The sequence below is a fragment of the Cerasicoccus frondis genome, from assembly GCA_031296915.1.
Lineage (GTDB): Bacteria > Verrucomicrobiota > Verrucomicrobiia > Opitutales > Cerasicoccaceae > Cerasicoccus > Cerasicoccus frondis.
The window spans coordinates 15,447-35,563 of record JAVDPC010000044.1; the positions used below are offsets into that span (position 1 = coordinate 15,447).

Below are 20,117 nucleotides of genomic sequence, written 5' to 3' on the forward strand. Positions count from 1 at the left end.
GTTAAAATATTTTTCTTTTGGACAATTGACAGGAAATCAATTTTAAACAGGCGTTTGAAACAAAATGGAGGCATTAGACACTAGACAACGCATTCTTGGGGCCGCCGAGCGCTTCTATGCCGAGCGCGGATTCGACGGCACATCGATGCGCAGCTTGACGGAAGAAGCCGGGGTCAACCTGGCTGCGGTAAACTATCACTTCGGCTCGAAAAAAGCGCTGATGTGGGAAATGTTTCGGGGCAAAATAGTCCCGCTGAACAACGAGCGTGTGCGACGCCTGGAAGCTGCCGAAGCCAAACCCGGCGGCGCCACGTTGGAGGACATTTTCGACGCCTTGCTGCGGCCAATGTTTGAAGTCGCCAAGGGCCCGGACGGCCCCAACATCATTTTCCTGCGCATGGTGGGGCGCATGTTCTCGGAGAACGAAGAGTTCTGGCAGCACCTGCACGAAGAGTTTTTCAACGAGCTAACCTGCCGCTTCGTTGACGCCATTGCCGCCGCCGAGCCAGGCCTCTCCCCCGAATCGCTCGCCTGGCGTTTCCACTTTGCCATTAGCACGATGCTGGGCGCCCTGCTCCTGCATCACCCCAAAGGTTGCGACTGCGAGCACATCGACATTGGCAACCTGGAGCTAACCTGCCGCAATTTGCTCAGCTTTATGTGCGTCGGTTTTCGCGGCATGGAGGAACCCTCCTGATGCCCCTGCCCGGCTGGCAACAACTGGCGCCGTTTGGCGCTGCGCTCATCCTGGCCGGATGCGCCACGCCACCGGAAAGTCGCGTGGAGGAAATGCCTGCAAGCTATCCGGCGAACTGGACCGCCCATACTCCACCTGGCGAAACCGTGGAAGGCGCGGCACTGGCCGACGCACCCAGCGGCTGGGTTCAGGACTTTGACTCACCCGAGCTGAGCCAACTGGTCGATGAAGCCATCGCCCGCAACTACGATCTGCAGGCTGCCGCCGCAAACCTGGGCATCGCCAGCGCAGACGCCACCATTGCTGGCGCGGACGCCTACCCGCAGATCAATGGTGAATTCGGGGGTGGACGCCAAAAGCAAAACATCGGCGGCACGAATTCAGAATACTCCAGCGTCATGCTCAGTGTGGGCGCCACGTGGGAAATCGATATCTGGGGCCGCTTGCGCGACCGCCAAAGCGCTGCCCTGGCCGATGTGCAGGCTCAACTCGCCACCTACCGCGGCGCACGCCTGTCGCTCGCAGCCCGTACCACCACTGCCTGGTTTCGCTGCATCGAAGCACGCCAACAGCTCGAGCTCGCCACGGGCACATACGAAAGTTTTGACAAGGCCACCAATGCCATCCGCAACCGCTATGAACGCGGCGTAAGCCCCGCGCTGGACCTACGACTCTCCATGGCCCAAACCGCAGCCGCCAAGGCCTCCATGGACTTGCGGGGCCAGGAGTTTGACACCGCCATTCGCCAACTCGAAATCATCCTGGGTCGTTACCCGGCCAAGGAATTGGCTATCGCCGAGACGTTGCCCAGCATCACGCGGCCAGTGCCAGTCGGCCTGCCGTCGGAACTGTTGGAGCGACGTCCGGACTTAATTGTCGCCGAGCGCGAGTTGGCGGCCTCAGGCAAACGCGTCAGCGAGGCGCGTAAATCCATGCTGCCGCGCATTGCCTTGACCGGTGAGTATGGCTACTCCAGCAGCTCGCTGAGCAACCTGCTCGACAGCAGTTTCTCCGTGTGGACGCTGGCTGGCAACGCCCTGCAACCAATCTTCCAGGGCATGCGCCTGAGCGCCGCCGTAGACCGCGCCAAAGCCGTCGCCCAGCAAAGCCTGGCGAACTACGGGCAAACCGCGCTCAACGCCTTTGGTGAAGTGGAAATCGCCCTGGCTTCAGAGCAATTTCTCAATGCCCGCGTCGCCAATCTGGATGAGTCCGCCACTCAGTCCATCGCCGCCGAAGACGCCGCGTGGGAGCAGTATTCACGCGGCCTGACAGACATCATTACTGTACTGGAATCCCAACGCCGCACCTTTGAATCGCGCACAGCCCTGATCTCTGCGCACACCAATCTGCTCGTCAACCGCGTAAATCTCTACCTGGCGCTGGGTGGCGACTTCGACGATTTGCCACCGGAGGAAGTCGAAGTGAAGTCCCCGCTGGGACCGGAAGAAATTAAACTACCCGAAACTACTTTGCCTGACAAAGTAGCTTTGCAAGACAAAGCTACGACCGAGGAATCATAACCATGAGCCGTCCCGACTCCCACACGCCAGAGGACAATTCGCCTCCCCCCCTTTCCAACGCTGAAACGCCGAAAAAGAAATCCAGCGGCTTTGCGCCGGGCAAGATCCTGCTGCCGATCATCATACTGGTCGTGGCCTGGTTTCTCGGCGTCGCCATCATCAACTCCAAACCCGAGCCGGAAAAGAAGACGCCGCCTCCCCGCGTAGTCGCGGTGGAAACCGTTACCGTGCAGCCGGAGTCTATCCGCCTGAGCGTTTCGTCGCAGGGCGTGGTGCAGCCCCGCATGCAGACCCAGCTAACGGCCGAGGTTTCCGGCCGCATTGACAGCGTGGCGCCCAACTTCCGCGACGGCGGCATCATCCGCAAAGACGAAGTGCTGATCCAACTCGATAAAATCGACTACGAGGCCGCACTGGCCAACGCGGAATCAGAGGCTGCACAGGCCAAACTCACCCTCTCCTCCGAGCAAGCTCAGGCCGAACAGGCCGCCGCCGATTGGGAGGATCTCGGACGCGGCGACCCCACCGACCTCGCCCTGCGCAAGCCGCAACTTGAGCAAGCCAAGGCGCTCATCAAAAGTGCGGAAGCAGCCGTGAGCCGCGCCAAACGCAATCTGGAGCGCACCGCCGTCCGCGCGCCCTACGACGGGCGCGTGATCGAGCAAAACGTCGACCTGGGCCAATTCGTCGGCGCCAATTCAGCCCTCGCAACGATCTACTCAACCGATGTGGCCGAAGTCAGCTTGCCCCTTTCCGATGAGGAACTCGCACGGCTGGACCTCCCATCACAGGTGAACGATAAAACCGGCGAAATCGACGGCCCACAAGTCACGCTGAGCACCCATTTCGCCGACCGACGCTTCACCTGGGAAGGGCAGATTATCCGAACCGGCGCGGTCTTTGACCAACGCAGCCGCCTGCTGGATGTCATCGTGGAAGTTACCGACCCGCTTGCCTCCGACCCAAGCCAACCGGGCCGCCCCCCCCTCAAGCCCGGCAAGTTCGTGCAGGCGGACATCGAGGGCCGCCTGGCCAAGAACGCCTTTTCCATTCCCCGCGCCGCCTTGCGCGAGGGGGACACTGTGCTCATCGCTCAGGCGGACGACACCCTGGCTCAGCGCCAAGTCACCGTGATCCAGGCTGACACCGAACACGCAGTGATCAGCGAGGGGCTCGAAGCCGGCGACCGCGTGATCACCAGCCCGGTCGAATACGTGATCGAAGGCATGCAACTCGTCGTCGAGAACGGTCAAGCTGACGCGTCATGATTAACTGGTTTGCCCGCAACGGCGTCGCCGCCAACCTGCTGATGCTCATCCTCGTGCTGGGTGGGCTGGCCTCGATGTCGACCATCAAGATCGAACTGTTCCCACAGTTTTCGTTCGACACCATTTCCGTGCGCGTGCCCTTCCGCGGCGCGGCGCCCGCCGAAGTAGAGGAGCAAATCGTCAAGCGCATCGAAGAAGAAATTCAGGACCTCGATGGCATCAAGGAAATGACCAGCACCTCGATCGAAGGCTACGGCACCGTGACCGTGGAAGTCGATAAGGGCTATGAAGTCCGCAAGCTGCTCGACGACATCAAGACGCGCGTTGACTCCATCAACACCTTCCCCCCCGAGTCCGAGCGCCCCATCATTCAGGAGAATTTGATTCGCCGCGAAGTCCTCGCAATCTCGTTGCGCGGCAACACCGACGAAAAGACGCTCAAGCGACTGGCCGAAGAGGTCCGCGAAGACTTGCTCGGCACGGGCAAGATCAGCCAAGTCGACATCATTGGCGTGCGCGATTACGAAATCGGCATCGAGGTCAGCGAAGACGCCATGCGCCGTTATGGGCTGACGTTTCAGGAAGTCGCCGACGCCGTGCGCACCACGTCGATCGACCTGCCGGGTGGCGCAATCAAGAGTGACGGCGGGGAAATTCTCGTCCGCACCAAAGGCCAGGCCTACGAGCGCCAGCAATTTGCCGACATTGTCCTGATCACTCGCGAAGATGGCTCACGCATCACCCTGGGCGATGTCGCCAACATCAACGACGGCTTCACCGACGACCCCCTGCGCATGGTCACCGATGGCCAGCCGGGCGTGGATTTGGTCGTTTATGAAGTTGGCCAACAAAACCCACTCAGCATTTCCGCCGCCGTCAAGGAATACGTGAAGGAGAAGCAGGACGACCTGCCGCCCGGCATCACGATCAGCACCTGGCGCGACACGTCCTTCTACCTGTGGGGACGTCTGAACATGCTGATCGAAAACGGCATCATTGGCCTCATTCTCGTGTTGTGCGTGCTGACTCTGTTCCTGCGCCCATCGCTGGCGTTTTGGGTCACGCTGGGCATTCCGATTTCCTTCCTGGGCACCTTCCTCGCGATGCCGTGGATTGATGTTTCGGTGAACTTGATTTCGCTCTTTGGCTTCATCCTCGTCTTGGGGATCGTGGTGGACGACGCCATCGTCGTCGGCGAAAGCGTCTTCACGGAGTTCCAACGCAGCGGCCCCGGCGTCGAGTCCTCCGTCCGCGGCGCCCACGCCGTCGCGACACCGGTGACGTTTGCCGTGCTCACGACTGCGGTAGCGTTCATTCCGATGCTCATGATTCCGGGCTTCCAGGGGAAGTTCCTGAAAGCGATTCCCATGGTGGTCATCCCCACGCTGCTCTTCTCGCTTATCGAGTCCAAGCTCATCCTGCCCTACCACTTGTCGCTGTGCAAAGTCGGCGACCGCAACCGCGAGAAAATCAATTTCTTCCAACGCTTTCAGCGTAAAATTTCCGATGGCCTGGAGCGCCTGATCGACAAGTGGTATCGCCCACTCCTGGCCAAGGCTCTCAATTACCGGTATGTCACCCTGTCCAGCTTTGTCGCCATTCTCGGGCTGACGATTTCCCTCGTGATCGGCGGTTGGATCAAGTTTGTGCCGTTCCCGGCCGTGCCCAGTGACTACATCGGCGTCGTGTTCGCCTACCCGGACGGCACCCCCGCCAGCGTCACCCAAAAGGCAATCGACCGCATCAACGCCGCGCTGGACGATGTCATTGCGGAGAGTAAAGCCGCCGGGCGTCCAAACCCTGTCGACAAGCGCCAATCGGTGCTCGGCATGCAAGCCTTTGGCGGCGGCCCGGGCGGCACGCAATCCACCGAAGTGCAAAGCCATCAGGGGCAAGTGGTTGTCGAGCTGCGCAAGTCCGAACTACGCACCGACGAGGACTCCGCCGTGCTGCTGGCCAACCGCTGGCGCGAAGCGCTCGGCCAGGTGCCGGGCATTAAATCCATGACCTTTGAAGCCACCGCCGCCGGCGGACAAGGCGAGCCCATCGACATTCAACTCACCGGCGAATCGCTCGAACAACTCCGCCAAGTCGCCAATGAGCTCAAGGACGCATTGAGGAAATTCGACGGCGTATTCGACATCCGGGATAACCTGGCTGACGGCCAAAAGGAGATTCAGCTCAACATCAAGCCCAGCGCCGAAGCCCTCGGCCTGAGCCAACTGGAGCTTGGCAACCAAGTGCGCGCCGCCTTCTTTGGTGACGAAGCCCAACGCGTGCAACGTGGCCGCGACGACATCCGCGTGATGGTCCGCTACCCGCGCGAAGAACGCGAATCCGTGGGCAATTTGGAGCGCATGCGCATTCGCACGGAAGACGGACGGGAGGTGCCGTTTAGTGAAGTCGCCGACGCCGAAGTTGGCCTCGGTTACGCGGCGATTAACCGCGACAACCGCCAACGCATCGTCAACGTGCTCGCCGACGCCGACAAGGACAACATCGACCTGGAGTCCGTCAAAAACACGCTGCGCAATGAAATCATCCCCGAGATCCAATCACACTACGAGGGCGTGAACTTCATTTTCCGCGGCGAAGACGAAGAGGTCCGCGAGAGTAATTCCAGCATGCTCAGTGGCACGATCCTGGTGTTCTTCCTGATGTATGCGCTGCTGGCGATTCCGTTTAAAAGCTACCTACAGCCGTTCATTGTGATGTTCGTCATCCCCTTTGGTCTGGTGGGCGCATTCCTCGGCCACGTGTTCATGGGGCACCCGATCAGCCAGCTGTCGATCTTTGGCATCATCGCGCTCTCCGGCGTGGTGGTGAACGACAGCCTCGTGCTCGTGGATTACATCAACCAACAGCGCAAGCAGGGCGTCACCTTGCTCGACGCAGTTTGGGAGAGCGGCGCCGCGCGTTTTCGCCCGATTCTGTTGACCTCGCTGACGACCTTCTGCGGCCTGACGCCCATTCTCTTTGAGAAAAGCCTGCAAGCGCAGTTCCTCATTCCCATGGCGATTTCGCTTAGCTTTGGCGTGCTCTTTGCGACGTTCATTACGTTGTTGTTGGTCCCCGCGACTTACCTGATCCTCGAAGACTTCAAGCGTTCCTGCATCCTCTGCTGGTGCTGGCTCTGGGGTAAGGAAAAGCCGCCCGAAAGAGCGCCCCTCCACGCCTAGAGCACTTGCACATGGTGCGGACTCCAACGCGGCGGCGGCGCTGGAGCGCTGTCCTTCAGCGATGAGCCAAACTCCGCCATTGCTCCCAGCAGGCAACTGAGCCAAGGTCAGCGCATGGAAACCACGCTGGATTGCCCATACTTGCCCACTCCAACCGAGCCGATGACTTGGCGTGACATGGCGCGCTGGCGCAATGATCAGGGCGGTGAATTCTACGTCACCGCGCTGGCTTATGGGCAATTTCTCTGGCGAAAAGGGCTCAGCGCGCGCGCGCTGCTCGCCGTCGACCGCGGGCTTTACGCAGACTTAAGCGGCGACGAAGCCGAGCTCCAAGACTGGCCGCTGCCCTACCGCGCCATTGGCTGGCTCGTCGCGAACAACCCGCCGGGCGTCTTCATCGGCAACCCGCGTGTGCATTATCAGCATCTCGCTGACCGCGTGCGCGGCGACCGTTTCGAACAGAAGAAATGGCGCGCCTGGGCCGCCTGGGCTGTTGTCCGCCAAGTCGCGCCTGATTACCCCGCCGATCCCAAGCACGACGTCGTCGAGCCGACTTTCGCTGAGATCGAAAACGGTTTGGCCGAGTTTGGCGTCAGCGGCGAAGTCGAAATGTGGCGCGCGGCCGCACAGCAAGCGCCAATTCACTCGTAAAGAACTACACCCGCGCCGGAATGCGGCGGAGCGCCGAGGCGAGATCCGAGACCTTGACGGGCTTGCTCAAGTAGTCGTTCATGCCGGCTTCGAGACATTTACGCTCATCGCCCTTCATCGCAAGGGCGGTCATGGCGATAATGGGAATATCCCGGCAACTGACGCCGTGGTAGCCCTCACGAATGGCGCGCGTGCAGGTAAAGCCGTCCATTTCTGGCATTTGGCAGTCCATGAGGACACAATCCACCGTCTGGCTACGTAGGAATTCCAACGCCTGCAGGCCATTTTCCGCCAAGTAGACCGTGTGGGAAAGCCGCTCCAGCATCTCGATGGTCACTTCCTGATTGGTCGTCGAGTCTTCCACGAGCAACACCCGCAAGCTGGGCTGCGGGCCCGGATGCTCCTGAGCAGCGGCGGCATCCACACTGGCATGGGCGGGGGCATCCGGCTGATAACGCTCCAGCAAGCGCTGCAAACCACTGGGGCTGACGGGCTTGTATGCATTCAGCACATTATCGCAGCAGGTTCTCAGGCGTTTGCCGATATTCCCCACGACAACGATCATCAAGCTATCGAGCTCGGAGTCGTTGCGTACTTTCTGGCAGAAATCCAATCCGCTGACACTCTCCTGGGCGCTTTCGACGAATACGAAATCAAAGGGCTGGCCCAATCGCTTAGCCTCGCGAACACGCAAGAGCGCGGCGCCGTTGTCGCTGAGGAGTTCCGCTGAGCAACCCAAATTCGCCAGGAGTTTGCCCATGACCTCCTGCACGCGGGCGTTGCGGTCGACCGCCAGCACCCTTAAGCCGGGCGTAACGCGGGCCGATTCACTCGCGAAATCAGTTCCCTGCGAGCGCTCCAGCGGTAAATCGAGCCAAAATGCGCTGCCCTCGCCCGGCTGGCTCGTGAAGTCGAGCTCACCGTTCATCAGCTTGGCCAACTTGCGGGAAATCGCCAGCCCCAGCCCCGTACCGCCATATTTGCGGCTGGTGGAGCCATCGGCCTGCATGAAGGCATTGAACAGATTTCCCTGATTTTTCACGCTGATGCCGATGCCCGTATCCCGCACCAGTGTTCGTAAAAATGCGCCGTGCTGCGGATCGTGCTTGAGGTCGACCACGATGCTGACCTCCCCCTCTTCCGTAAATTTGATCGCGTTGCCCAGCAGGTTATTCAGGACCTGGCGGTAGCGCAGCGGATCGAGCCGCAGCCAATCAGGAACCTTGGAATCAATGTCCAGAATGAGCTCCACGTCTTTATCGAGCGCAGGTCGGGCCTGAAGCTGCACGCACTCTTCGACCAGCTCACGGATCGGCGTGTCCTCGGATTCCACGCTCAGTTTGCCCGCCTCGATCTTCGAATAGTCAAGAATGTCGTTGATGATGCTCAGTAGCGCATCCGCGCTGCGCTGGACGGTGTCCGCAAACATGCGCTGCTCTTCGTCGAGCTCGGATTCCTGCAAAAGGCTAACCATGCCGACAATGCCATTCATTGGCGTGCGAATTTCATGGCTCATATTAGCCAGAAACTCCGACTTGAGCCGCGCGCCCTCGATGGCGAGATCGCGGGCGGACTCCAGCTCCTGATTGGCTTTTTCGAGCTGCAGAGTCAGTTTTTCGAGCTGCTGCTTTTGCCGGATGAGCTTGTCTTCGCTGCGTTCGTGAAGCCGGATTTTCTGGCTGAGCAAGGCGTTCTGCAGCCGCACCAGGTTATCCACCGGGATCAAGCCCAACAGGCTGCGGTTATTATCGACCAGAATCGCGTCTTCGTAAAAACGCTCCGAACTGCGGCTGAAAACGCGGTCGAGGACTTGCTGGATCGGTGTGGCGACGGGAATGATCTCCGGCGAGGGCACCATGACTTCGCGAATCGGCTTTTTGCCGTAAATAGAATAACCGAACTGCGACCCCAACAGTCCGCCGATGCGCTCACGCGAACACATCCCCACGACCTGATGATTGTCCACCACCCCCATGAAGCTGAACCGGTGCTCCTGAAACAGCTTTTGCACCTTGGCAATGGACGTCGCGCCAGCCACGCAATGGCTGTGCCCCACTAGCAGACGCAAGTCGGTCGTCTCCGGAGATTCGGAAAAATCGAACTGCTCATCTGGGCTCATGGATAGTATTTTCTCGGGGTAGAATCGGTCGCTTGGTCTAGTTTAACCTCTGAATCTGTCACAGTAGGCGCAAAATGCGACTTCAAATATTAGCCCCGGTGTTACACGCGAGTGAAGATTTCAAATAGTTCAGTCAGTTAATCATAAAGGTAAAGCGTTCACACTTGCGGTGCTAGTTGGCGCAGCGCATGCTTTGACCAGTATCTTGCTATGAACATCAGCTATCGTCATACAAAAATCGTTTTCACGCTCGGGCCAGCCAGCGAAAGTGAAGAACGCCTGGAAGAACTGATCCTCGCCGGGGTCGATATTTGCCGCCTCAACATGGCGCACGCCAGCCACGAGTGGACGCGCGAGTCCGTGCGCCGAGTCCGCAAGGTCTGTGAGCAAGTTGGCCGCCACATCGCCATCATGATGGACGTCAAGGGCCCGGAAATCCGCACCGGCGACCTGCCCGAGAAAATCGAGCTTAAAGAAGGCGAGCTTTTCGATTTCCTCGTCAGCGGCACGATTGAAGATAGCCTGGAAGACGGCATTCGCGGCGTGACGGTCAATTACCCGAAGTTCGCAGAAGACGTCAAAGAGGGCTCAACGCTGCTCGTCGACAGCGGCCTGGTCCGCATGAAGATCCTCGAAGTGCGCCCCGGTGATCGCGTACGCTGCGAAGTAGTCATTGGCGGCCCCATGGGCAACCGCCGCCACATCAACCTGCCCGGCACCCACATCAGCCTGCCTGCCTTGACGGAAAAGGACCGCGGCGACATCGCCCTGGGCATCGAGGAAGGCATCGACTTTTTCGCCCTGTCCTTTGTCCGCGAAGCTGATGACTTGGACATTCTCCGCCGCCACCTGGCCGAACGCGGCTCACAGGCGCGCATCATCGCCAAAATCGAAGACCAGACCGCGATCAGCAACTTGGACAGCATCGTCATTGCCTCAGACGCCGTCATGGTTGCCCGCGGGGACCTCGGCATCGAGTGCCCCTACGAGCAATTGCCCGTCATCCAGCGACGTGCGGTCAATAAGTGCATCGAGCAGAAAAAGCCCGTCATCATCGCCACTCACATGCTTGAGTCGATGATCGAAGCGCCCCTGCCAACCCGCGCCGAAGTCTCCGACATCGCCAACGCCGTCTTTGAAAAAGCCGACGCCATCATGCTCTCCGGCGAGACCACCACCGGGAATTACCCGGCCGAATGCGTGCGCGTCATGGACCGCATTGCCCGCCAGATCGAGCGCGAAATGCGCCACGATCCGCTGAGCCCCAACGTCCACCTGAAGACGCCCAAGGCCCAAATGCTCAAGGCCAGCGCCCAGCTTGCGCAGGATCTTGGCGCCGGCATCGTCGTCTACTCGCGCCGGGGCTACCTGGCCGAGGTGCTCAGCGCCTTGCGCCCCAGCTACAGCCCAATTTTTGTGTTCACCGACGAGGCGCTGCTGTTCAAGCAAATGCTGCTCCTGCGCGGCGTGGAGCCCTTCCTCATGGAGTTCTCCGATGAGACCGAAGCCACGATCCAAAAGAGCTTCACGCGCCTCAAGGAAAGCCGTCATCGTTGGGCGGTTCCAGGGGACTGGATGGTCGTCATCACCAATTTAATCGTCGGCGAACGCTCCATCGACTCTGTCCAAATGCGCCAGGTCGAATAAGCAGTCTGCGGCGGCGCCCAGAGATTTTTGCACCGCAAATAGGCGAAGAGGCAACGCGAAGACGCGTTGCTTTTTTCGTGGCGAGGCCTAGAGCACTTCTCATCTAGATTGGCCGATCGGGCCGCAGTGATTTTTCGTGTCCAGCAAGGCGGCTTGAGCGTCGCAGGCTGGAAGCCTGTGAGCGAAAAGCCAACGACGCTGGCGCGGAAAAGCACTCGGTTTTGGGCTTGGGGCCAGATTGGAAGTTCGCGGCGTTGGCATTTCAATCACGGGCTCTGGACAGCTACGCGTCGATCGTCACGCTGCTTTTGGGCTTGGCTTGGCAGAGGAGGCACGCGCCTTTGCCGGGGTCGGCGGCGGGTTGATCGTCGTAGGCAATTTCACCAGCGATCACATCCTGCTTACAGGCACCGCAAACTCCAGCACGGCAACCGTATGGCAGCTTGAGCCCTGCGGTTTCGGCGAATTCCAGGAGGTTCTCCGCTTGGCCAGTCCAAATTAGTTCCTGCTTCGATTTGGCGAAGACGACTTTGATCTCTTCCCCCTTGGCTGTCGGCGCCTTGGGTAGCGGCTTGGTGCGCTTGATTGTCGACGGGCCAAAGGCTTCAAAGTGTATCCGCTCGGGAGCGACGCCCCACTCTTCCAGACCATGCACGACGTCGGCCATCATCGGTCCTGGGCCGCAAATGTAGAAATCGAACTCGCTGTCGGGCAGCTCATCGCGCAGGTAATCGACGCTTACGCGGCCTTGACGATGGTAATGCTTGCCGAGCACGTCGTCATCCGCCGGGCGACTGTAGCAGGTGCGAAATTTCAGTTGTGGAAACTGCGCGCCCAGCTCATCCAGATGCTCCGCCATGAAGTGGTCTTCCCGTCGGCGGGCGCCATGAAAAAACCACACCTCATCTTCTTCAGAAAGGCCTGCATTCAGACGGTGCTTCAGCATGGCAAGCACGGGCGTCATGCCGACCCCGGCGCTGACAAAGACCACGCGGCGGATACGGGCGTCATCGAGTGTGAACTTGCCAGACGGCGCCTTGACCTGAAGCACGTCACCTTCATTGACTGAGTCGTGGAGGTAATTGGAGGACAGTCCAGACGGAGCAGCGGGCTGGTCTTCAGGCGGGTTCTGCCGCTTCACTGATATGCGGTAATAATCCCCCCCTGGCGCATCCGACAGACTATAACAGCGCAACACCGGTTTCGCCTGCCCGGGCACCTCGAACTTGAATGTCAGGTATTGCCCGGGTTTGTAAGGCGGTAACGGCTGGCCGTCCACCGGCTTCAGGTAAAACGAGCAAATGCCGCCACGCTCGGGCTGCTTTTGATCAACTTTAAAAGCGCGAAAACCGTCCCACGCGGCAACGGCAGGCGCGGCGGGCTTGGGCTCACTATCGGCAGTTTCCTTGTGCGAAAAGAGCCCAAAGAAACTTTTCAAAATGCGCAGCGACTCCAGCACGATGAGCGGCAGGAAAATGACGATGGTTTGGAAGAGCTGGATTTCTTCGCCAAACGAACGGTGCAGGAATATAAACGCCGCCGCAAAGTAAGCCAACCGGTGCAGCAGCTTCCAGGGCTTGTAGCCCAGGAGTTTGACGGAGAGTTGATTACTCGTCAGGAACAGTGGCGTAATCAGCAAGAGCGACAGGAGCCCCATTTTCAGGTAAAAGAAATCCTGCAGATCTTGAATCATGCTGTCCTGGGCGGGCATCGCCGCCAGGTAGCACACCAAGTGCGCCACTGCGTAAAGGTAGCAGGTCACGCCGGTGGCGCGGCGGTGGGTATTGAGCGCCTGGGCAACGCCCCACTTTGGCCACAGTCGAACGAGCGGCGTAAAGCTCAGCACCAGGATCAGGAAACCCATGGCCGCATTACCCAGGAAGTCCTGCAAATCGTCGAAGGCCCAGCCATCGCCGCTCAGTAAATTCCCCGCAGCGTAAATTGCGGGCAGCGCCAACAGCGCAAAGTAGCAAAACCGGTTACGGATCAGCGCGGCAATCATTGCTTAATATTGATACGTAATCACTGAACGCAGGCCGTAGCCAGTGTCCGCGTTTTCCTGAAAAGTGACCGAGGCGCCAAGCGTCAGGATGAAGTGCTGCCAAAAGCCATATTCATACTCCGCCCCAATCGCAAACTGGGCGCCATCAGAGCCCTTGAGGTTCGTGAGTCCGCCGATTTCGCCGATGATCTGCTGGTTGATGTCGCCCAGGTAATGCTGATAGCCCAGAGCGCCGCCAATCATGTTGCGACCGCTGGAGTCAAGCGCCGGCCCGAAGTCTCCCAATCCAGTCGCGGCAAAAAGGATGCCCGTTTGGCCAAGCGGTCCGCCCGTCTCCGCGCCACGGGCAGCGGAAGTGTAATTGTCGATGCCGAGAAAGCCGTTCAAGTAGAGGTTATCCACGGTATAGGGCGGCTGCATGGACAGCTGGGTGAAGAGCAACGTGCCCGTGCCATTGCTCGCACTGGGCTTATCCAGCGCAACGGAGTAATTCAGGCTCGAAGTCGTGTTGAGCCAGCCCAGGAAGCGCTTGTTAGCGCCGACCGAGATGTTGTATTGGTCCCCGCCCACGGTGCGACCGCCGTCCACGAAAGTCATGTCGACCTGAAATTGCAAATGGTCGTAATTCCACTGCGTGAAGAGGCCATAGAGCGACGCGCCCTTGTCCTGGACGTTGGTTCCGGCGCCACGGTAAATATTGTTCCAGGCAGCGACACCGGTCAGCGTAGTGGACGAGCTGCCGAGCAGGAACATGGAGGTCCGGGTCAGCCCAAAGCTGTCGATCGTATCGTCGATCAGCAAACCGTCCTGATAATACAGCTGCTGGCGACCGACGGAAAATTCATAGTGCAAGTTGAAATCGGAATTCGCCAAGGCGGGAAACAAACTCGTTAAGCGGGCTTCGAAGAAGAGCACCTGGATGTTGCCGTTAAAGGCGTCGAGCCAATCGTCCGTCGGCTGCCACTGGTAGCCGGTGAAGCTGCCATCTCGGTCCAGCGGCGTAAAACCAATCAAGATGCGCTCCGTCGGCGTGAGATTGATGTTGCCGTAAAGGTCGAGCGCGTTGACCCATTCCGTCGTTTGCGTCGCGCCGTCGTCGAAAGTTTGGATGGCGCTTGAGAAGTCGCCAAAGATAAACAGCTGCAGGTTCCAGATTGCCCCCGTGGGGATTTTGAATCCTTCACTGATCGGCCCGACACCGAAAAATGGATCGCCGTAGCTGAGCAGCAGTTCGGGCCGCTCCGGCAAATCCGCCAATGGAATCGCTTCATCCGTCAGGGCGCTGTGGCGGATGCGCGTGACGATGCTGCGCTCATCCTGAGTCGGCGCTGGAGATTCCTCCTCGGCCTTGGGTTGGTCGATAACAGGCCCTTCCTGCAGCACCTCGTTTTTAGCGGGGTCATCATCTTCGGGCACGTAGCGGTCTACTGTTCGGCCCGTACTGGCGAGGATTACCTTTCCACTTTTGAAACCGGGGGGAGGCTCGGCGTCCGCCGCGCCAACCAACTGTTCCGCATCCTTAGTCAGGGCTTGGGTGTCTTGCTCCACGGTTTGCTTCACCTTGACTGCATCCTGGGCAACTTCGGCGTCCACCGCTTTGACTTCCTTGGCCACCGAAGCCTCCACTTTCTGAGATTCCGCCTTGGCCTCGGCATCGATTTTTTTGCCATCTGCTTCCGCCTGGGTGACGGCGGCGTCTATCTTCTGCTGAGCTTCCGCTGCGGCCTGGTGAAACGAAGCCGACGCGTCTTTTTCAAATTCGGACGCCTTCGCCATGGATGCCTGAAAATCCTGCTTCGCGGCAGTCAAAGCCTTCTCGGCGTCGGCTTTGACCGTGGCGGCGCTTTGTTGCTCAACTGCGGCTAACTTCTGTTTCGCAGCGGCCAGATCGTGATCGAGCTTCTTCACCGCTGCGTCCTTGGCCTGTTTGGCCTTCGCCAGGTCGGCTTCGAATTTCTGATGCGCGGCCTCCTTGAGCTGATGCGCCTCATCGAGCATTTTTGCCCACTCTGATTTTTCGGCGCCTGCCGCATCCTCCCCCCAGGCAACCGGCGCAACCAAGGCCAGGCCCAACAACCCTAAGCTGAGCCAACGGCTAATCTGTGGGCAGAGCTTCATTTTGCGTAGAGCAGGGAGTTGATGAAATGTTGCCACCGGTGTTCTTCTGCAAATTTGCCGGGGGTGACGATTTGCTCTTCGGTGGGACGCAGGTCAATGTGCGCCGTTGGCGAATCGAGCAGGATGTTGTGCTCCCAAACGATCAAGGCGCCATTAACCAAGCGCTCGCCAATTTGTTTGGGCGACAACCCGTAGTCGAACCCAACGCCGCTGATGTCCCACACCAGGTGCACGGGCATCATTTGCGAAATGAGCTTGGTGTTCACCAAATACGGGCCCTTGCCCGTTAGCTGGTCCGCGCGCACCCGGTAATCGCCTGAGCGACTGCCATGCGGGGGAATGCTGTTCACGGACTTGCGGGTGTCCGGCGAGTGCCCCTGCAACAGGCTGGAGCGCGTATTGGGCCGGATGAAGGGCTGCGGCGTCGCCGAGTAGTCCACCGTGAGGATTTCCGGGCGTTGACCGCCGCGCAAATTGAGCGCCAAAAACTCCGACCCCAAGCTAATCAAATACTCGTCTGCGGGGACTTCGCCGTTGTGCACGTAGCGGGAGAGGTCGTCCCGCAGATCTCCATTGGGGTCGCGATCGCCGGACTGGAACACCACCGTACCCTCGCTATCCGTCACCGTGACTTCGACGAACACCACGCGCTCGGCGTCAAAACCGGTCGGCACGGCGTGGCCATCGGTGCCGTTCTGGAGGGTAATCTCAAACTCGATGCCCTCTTCGGTATTCTGCGTGAGCTCGAACGAGCGGTATTGGTAGCCGCGGCGCAACAACTGCAAGCGCCCGACATTGTAGGCCTCCAGCCGCTTGATTTGATTATCGATGAAGAGGCGCGCCTTAACGCGAAGTTCGCGATCGCGCCAAAATTCGGGAAACTGCGTTTGCGAGGCTTTTTCGAGTTCGAATTTGGCGGAGCCCCAACCGGCATTGTAATCGAAGTCAAACCAGGCCGGGAACGGCGCGATCTCCGGGCCCTCCGGCGAGTGCGGGAACACGCCGGCATGGATGATCGAATAATCCGGTCCATGAAAGGAGTGGTCCGTCAGCTTGTCGCTCCGCGTTGGCTGCCCGCCAATCACCGCGACTGGCCCCTCATGATAGCCACTCAGCGGCTGACCAGGGATCTTGGCCATGTGGCAATCCTGACAGGTCTGCCCCTTTCGCGCAGCCGGGGAATTCAAAAATTGCGTGTAGGCAGACTCCAGACGAAAGCCATTCTGGCTGTTCAAATCGTGGCACGCCCCACAGAAAACCGCCTTTTCAAAAACGCTGACTTTTCCCACGCCCATGTGGATTTTCTGAGCGCCTGAGTTCTTCTCGGGCGAGGGCGAAACGTAGTAGCGTTCAATGACTTCCTGGATCACCTGATTGCCCAGCGGCCCGTACATGTTGTCGTAGATTGGCCCTTCCTTGATTGGGAATCGGCCCGTCACCCGCCCGTATTGTTCATTGATCCGGTGACAGACCACGCAGGTGACGCCTTCACGGGAAACGGCGGCTCGGTTTTCATTCGCCGTATACAAAGGCTCTTCCAGCGTCATGCCGATGGGCGTGTGGCAGCGGATGCAGAAGTCGCCGTTGGTGCCGCCCGAGCGCGAGATAAACATGCCCTGCATCGAGTTGAATATCGGGCTAAGCTGCGCATATGCGTGTGGCGACGCGGCCCAACCCTCGTAGTGAAAGGGATGGCACACCGAGCAATCCTGCGACGACGGAAATTTCTCCTGCGTCATCAAATACAAGTGCGCCTGGTCCGCCACATATGTTCGCATCTCCGGCGTCAGGTTAGCCAAATCCCATTTTGCCGCCGGGTCCCCGTCCGATAAGCCCTTGAAGAAATGGTGATTGGCTTCGAATTTACGCGCCTCGTCATTGACCTTATCCTCCACGCGCCCAACGGCTTCCTCTACCTGGGCCGCATCCTTTTTCACTGCATCTTCCGATGCGCCCAAACAGCGCACACACGCAAAGAATGCGATCCAGAATAGTGAGCAACGCCAAATGCCCCGCAGCAACGCAGTTAAAGCCATCTCACCAAGAAATGGACAAATCCGAAGGAACAAGACGAGTCGAAAACCGATATGATACAATAGATAGCCGAATTTGTAGACAAACACCCCATCGACATAATACCATAAGACTCTTAAAGGAAGATTAACGGCTCGATTTTGGCCAAATAACGCCCTACCGGGATGAAAGCGGAATGTCCGGCGGCCCTTGCATCATGACCACCGCAACAACTGGGCGAAGGGCGGGGGCGCGTTCAAAATAATTGATGGACAGCAACTAAGTGCATGGCCTATTGAAGCTGGTGCAACACTACAAACTGTTCTGCTAAAGCGCGATGAAGTTCAATTCAATCGACTTTGCAGTCTTCTTGCCGATTGTCTTTTTCCTCTACTGGGCAATGCGGAATCGGCGCCTGGGCTGGCAAAATCTACTGATAGTGATCGCCAGCTACGTTTTCTACGGCTGGTGGGACTGGCGTTTTGTCAGCCTGCTCATCGTCAGCACTTTGTCTGACTACGGCATCGGGCTCGCCCTGGCGGGCAGCAGCGATGAGCGACGCCGAAAAATGCTGCTCATCAGCAGTCTGGCCATCAATCTAGGACTGCTGGGATTCTTCAAGTATTTCAATTTTTTCATCGATTCAGTATCCGGCGCCTTCACGCTGTTCGGGCGGGAGATTACGACCTATTCGTTGAACGTCATCCTCCCGGTGGGCATCAGTTTTTATACCTTTCAGACGCTGAGCTACACCATCGACGTGTATCGCCGGAAGATCGAGCCCACCCGCGATTTCGTGGCGTTTGCCGCCTACGTCAGCTTTTTCCCACAGCTTGTCGCCGGTCCCATTGAACGGGCGGCTCATTTGCTGCCGCAGTTTCACCAGCAGCGGCAGTTCGACTACGGACTCGCCAAAGACGGGATGCGCCAGATCCTCTGGGGGCTGTTTAAAAAGGTCGTCATCGCCGATAATTGCGCGGTTTACGCCAACATGATTTTCGACAACTCGGCCGACTATTCCGGCAGCACGCTCTGGCTGGGCGCGTTCTTCTTTGCCTTCCAAATCTATGGCGATTTCTCGGGCTATTCGGACATCGCCATTGGCGTGGCGCGCCTGTTCGGCTTCGACCTGATGCGCAACTTCGCGTATCCTTACTTTGCCCGCGACATCGCGGAATTCTGGCGCCGCTGGCACATCTCGCTGACGACTTGGTTCCGTGACTATGTCTACATCCCACTCGGTGGGAGCCGTGTCGATATTTCCCGGCAGATTCGCAATGTGTTCATCGTCTTCCTGGTCAGCGGGCTCTGGCATGGCGCGAACTGGACCTTCATCTGCTGGGGAGCCATTAACGCGCTCTATTTCCTGCCGCTCATGCTGCTTAAAAAGAACCGCAACCACCTGGACGTCACCGCGCAAGGCAAATGGCTGCCGGGCTGGCGAGAGCTCATGGGCATCGGCGTCACCTTCATCCTGACACTGATTGCCTGGGTGTTCTTCCGGGCCGAAAACGTTCCCCACGCCATCAGCTATCTCGGCGGCATGTTCTCGCCAAGCGCAGTCACGATGCCGGAAGAGCTGCCCAAGAAGGTGCTGCTGCTCGTTGCCTGCTTCCTAATGGTAGAGTGGCTCGGGCGGGACCAGCAATTCGCCATCCAAAAGCTGGGGCTACGCTGGCCGCGGGCAGTGCGCTGGAGCCTGTATTACGCCCTTATCCTCATGGTCTTCTTGCTGGGAGGTCAGGAACAGGAATTCATTTACTTCCAATTCTAAGATGCGCAAATTCCTCTACGATCTTGGTTGTTTCCTGTTTCTCCCCGCCTGCATTGTGCTGTTTTTCACGGTGCTTTACGTGAAAATGGACCCCTACCAGGACCTGCGCAGTTACGATAATTACTCATGGACTTACTACCGCCAAGCGCTGGGTGATCTTTCAACGAAGAAACTCCTGGCAAACCCAAAGCTGCGACCAGATTCGTTCATCTTCGGCAGTAGCCGGGCGACGAGCCTCTATGCCTGCTACCTGGAGCAAAAGCTGCCAGGCGCTCATTTTTATCAATTCGCGCATTGGAATGACAGCATCGGCGGCATCCTCAATAAGCTGAAATTCCTCGATGAGCATGGCTACGAAATCCGCAACGTGGTCATTGCCCTCGACACCGATCGAACCTTCGTCGGTAGCGGGAAACCGTTGGAGAACGACCATTATTTAATCAACGGCAAGCAGGCGCTGGAATATTATTACGATCATTACCGCACCCTGGTTCCACCCAACGAATGGGAGAAAGTAAAGTTCCTGCTCGGCGATATGCCCAAAGAACAACGCCCAGATTGGCAATCGGATTTGCGGACCAATGATTCCAACCACTCCTGCACGGAAGAAACACTCGCAGCTTACGGGGATTTCCCGATGGACAGCGTGTATCGCACCAACATTGAGAAGCTCATTCAGAACGGAAGGCTCTACCCCCGTAGCGCGGAAGCCAAGGTTCTCGACCCGCAAATTTCACCGCAGGAGATCGAAATGCTCCACGCCATTCGCGAGCTTTTCGATCAGCATCAGACCAATTTCTATGTTTTCATCACGCCACTGTACGACCAGGCAAAATTCAATCCGAAAGACATGGCCATCCTTCAATCGACATTTGGAGACCGCCTTTTCGACTACTCAGGCGTCAACGAGATTACGGAAAATCAATACCTCTACTACGACGTCACGCACTACTACCGCCACATCAGTAAACAGATCATCGACGAGATGCTCGCAGCGGGCAAAGACACTCCCTAAGGAGTGTTCGAAAATGCAAAAAAGCGATTTCAACAGGTGGAGCCCGGTGTCCCTACCGGGCTTGTTTCATCCAGCGGGTTGACGGAGAGGCAATACCAAGCCCGGTAGGGA

General features: G+C 58.4%; 12 protein-coding genes. 8 read left to right on the forward strand and 4 right to left on the reverse strand.

Annotated features, from left to right (window positions below; all coding sequences use genetic code 11):
* The first annotated feature begins 64 nt into the window (after positions 1 to 64).
* The 5 genes from RBB63_RS22335 (at position 65) to RBB63_RS22355 (ending at position 7,318) form a co-directional block, all read left to right on the forward strand.
* Entirely contained in the window at positions 65 to 697 is a 633-nt protein-coding gene (locus RBB63_RS22335; protein WP_309387558.1) for a TetR/AcrR family transcriptional regulator, read from the forward strand.
* A complete protein-coding gene (locus tag RBB63_RS22340; RefSeq protein WP_309387560.1) occupies positions 697 to 2,220 on the forward strand; it encodes an efflux transporter outer membrane subunit in 1,524 nt (507 codons plus the stop codon). The genes RBB63_RS22335 and RBB63_RS22340 overlap by 1 nt, the downstream gene beginning before the upstream one ends.
* A 2-nt stretch (positions 2,221 to 2,222) precedes the next feature.
* The gene (locus RBB63_RS22345; protein WP_309387562.1) at positions 2,223 to 3,488 is read left to right on the forward strand and encodes an efflux RND transporter periplasmic adaptor subunit; all 1,266 of its coding nucleotides are present in this window, start codon (positions 2,223 to 2,225) and stop codon (positions 3,486 to 3,488) included.
* Complete coding sequence (locus RBB63_RS22350) at positions 3,485 to 6,667, forward strand: efflux RND transporter permease subunit (protein WP_309387563.1); 3,183 nt, start codon at positions 3,485 to 3,487, stop codon at positions 6,665 to 6,667. The genes RBB63_RS22345 and RBB63_RS22350 overlap by 4 nt, the downstream gene beginning before the upstream one ends.
* 114 nt (positions 6,668 to 6,781) lie before the next feature.
* Positions 6,782 to 7,318, forward strand: a complete 537-nt coding sequence (locus tag RBB63_RS22355) for a hypothetical protein (protein WP_309387565.1) — start codon at positions 6,782 to 6,784, stop codon at positions 7,316 to 7,318.
* Between the two features lie 4 nt (positions 7,319 to 7,322).
* Here the strand turns inward: RBB63_RS22355 and RBB63_RS22360 are convergent, their stop codons facing one another.
* Positions 7,323 to 9,437, reverse strand: coding sequence for a response regulator (locus tag RBB63_RS22360; RefSeq protein ID WP_309387566.1), 2,115 nt, complete (start codon positions 9,435 to 9,437; stop codon positions 7,323 to 7,325).
* Between the two features lie 210 nt (positions 9,438 to 9,647).
* Between RBB63_RS22360 and pyk the strand changes: the two genes are divergently transcribed.
* The gene (gene pyk, locus RBB63_RS22365; RefSeq protein ID WP_309387568.1) at positions 9,648 to 11,084 is read left to right on the forward strand and encodes a pyruvate kinase; all 1,437 of its coding nucleotides are present in this window, start codon (positions 9,648 to 9,650) and stop codon (positions 11,082 to 11,084) included.
* A 283-nt stretch (positions 11,085 to 11,367) separates the two neighbouring features.
* Here pyk and RBB63_RS22370 read toward each other — a convergent pair whose 3' ends face one another.
* From RBB63_RS22370 to RBB63_RS22380, 3 genes are read right to left on the reverse strand one after another with little or no spacing between them, the layout of a single operon-like run.
* Positions 11,368 to 13,086 (reverse strand): ferric reductase-like transmembrane domain-containing protein, encoded by a 1,719-nt coding sequence (locus RBB63_RS22370; protein ID WP_309387570.1) that lies wholly within the window; start codon positions 13,084 to 13,086, stop codon positions 11,368 to 11,370.
* Between the two features lie 3 nt (positions 13,087 to 13,089).
* Positions 13,090 to 15,204 (reverse strand): hypothetical protein, encoded by a 2,115-nt coding sequence (locus RBB63_RS22375; RefSeq protein ID WP_309387572.1) that lies wholly within the window; start codon positions 15,202 to 15,204, stop codon positions 13,090 to 13,092.
* The gene (locus RBB63_RS22380) at positions 15,201 to 17,240 is read right to left on the reverse strand and encodes a multiheme c-type cytochrome (RefSeq protein WP_309387574.1); all 2,040 of its coding nucleotides are present in this window, start codon (positions 17,238 to 17,240) and stop codon (positions 15,201 to 15,203) included. The genes RBB63_RS22375 and RBB63_RS22380 overlap by 4 nt, the downstream gene beginning before the upstream one ends.
* A gap of 314 nt (positions 17,241 to 17,554) precedes the next feature.
* Here RBB63_RS22380 and RBB63_RS22385 point away from each other — a divergent pair, with 314 nt between their 5' ends.
* Positions 17,555 to 18,991 (forward strand): MBOAT family O-acyltransferase, encoded by a 1,437-nt coding sequence (locus RBB63_RS22385; protein WP_309387575.1) that lies wholly within the window; start codon positions 17,555 to 17,557, stop codon positions 18,989 to 18,991.
* A 1-nt stretch (position 18,992) separates the two neighbouring features.
* Positions 18,993 to 20,006: a hypothetical protein gene (locus RBB63_RS22390; protein ID WP_309387576.1), complete on the forward strand. Its 1,014-nt coding sequence runs from the start codon at positions 18,993 to 18,995 to the stop codon at positions 20,004 to 20,006.
* Positions 20,007 to 20,117: the final 111 nt, after the last annotated feature.

Coding starts and splice junctions, on each gene's coding strand:
- RBB63_RS22335 (WP_309387558.1), top strand. CDS start 65: ATGGAGGCATTAGACACTAGACAACGCATTCTTGGGGCCGCCGAGCGC.
- RBB63_RS22340 (WP_309387560.1), top strand. CDS start 697: ATGCCCCTGCCCGGCTGGCAACAACTGGCGCCGTTTGGCGCTGCGCTC.
- RBB63_RS22345 (WP_309387562.1), top strand. CDS start 2,223: ATGAGCCGTCCCGACTCCCACACGCCAGAGGACAATTCGCCTCCCCCC.
- RBB63_RS22350 (WP_309387563.1), top strand. CDS start 3,485: ATGATTAACTGGTTTGCCCGCAACGGCGTCGCCGCCAACCTGCTGATG.
- RBB63_RS22355 (WP_309387565.1), top strand. CDS start 6,782: ATGGAAACCACGCTGGATTGCCCATACTTGCCCACTCCAACCGAGCCG.
- RBB63_RS22360 (WP_309387566.1), bottom strand. CDS start 9,437: ATGAGCCCAGATGAGCAGTTCGATTTTTCCGAATCTCCGGAGACGACC.
- pyk (WP_309387568.1), top strand. CDS start 9,648: ATGAACATCAGCTATCGTCATACAAAAATCGTTTTCACGCTCGGGCCA.
- RBB63_RS22370 (WP_309387570.1), bottom strand. CDS start 13,086: ATGATTGCCGCGCTGATCCGTAACCGGTTTTGCTACTTTGCGCTGTTG.
- RBB63_RS22375 (WP_309387572.1), bottom strand. CDS start 15,204: ATGAAGCTCTGCCCACAGATTAGCCGTTGGCTCAGCTTAGGGTTGTTG.
- RBB63_RS22380 (WP_309387574.1), bottom strand. CDS start 17,240: ATGGCTTTAACTGCGTTGCTGCGGGGCATTTGGCGTTGCTCACTATTC.
- RBB63_RS22385 (WP_309387575.1), top strand. CDS start 17,555: ATGAAGTTCAATTCAATCGACTTTGCAGTCTTCTTGCCGATTGTCTTT.
- RBB63_RS22390 (WP_309387576.1), top strand. CDS start 18,993: ATGCGCAAATTCCTCTACGATCTTGGTTGTTTCCTGTTTCTCCCCGCC.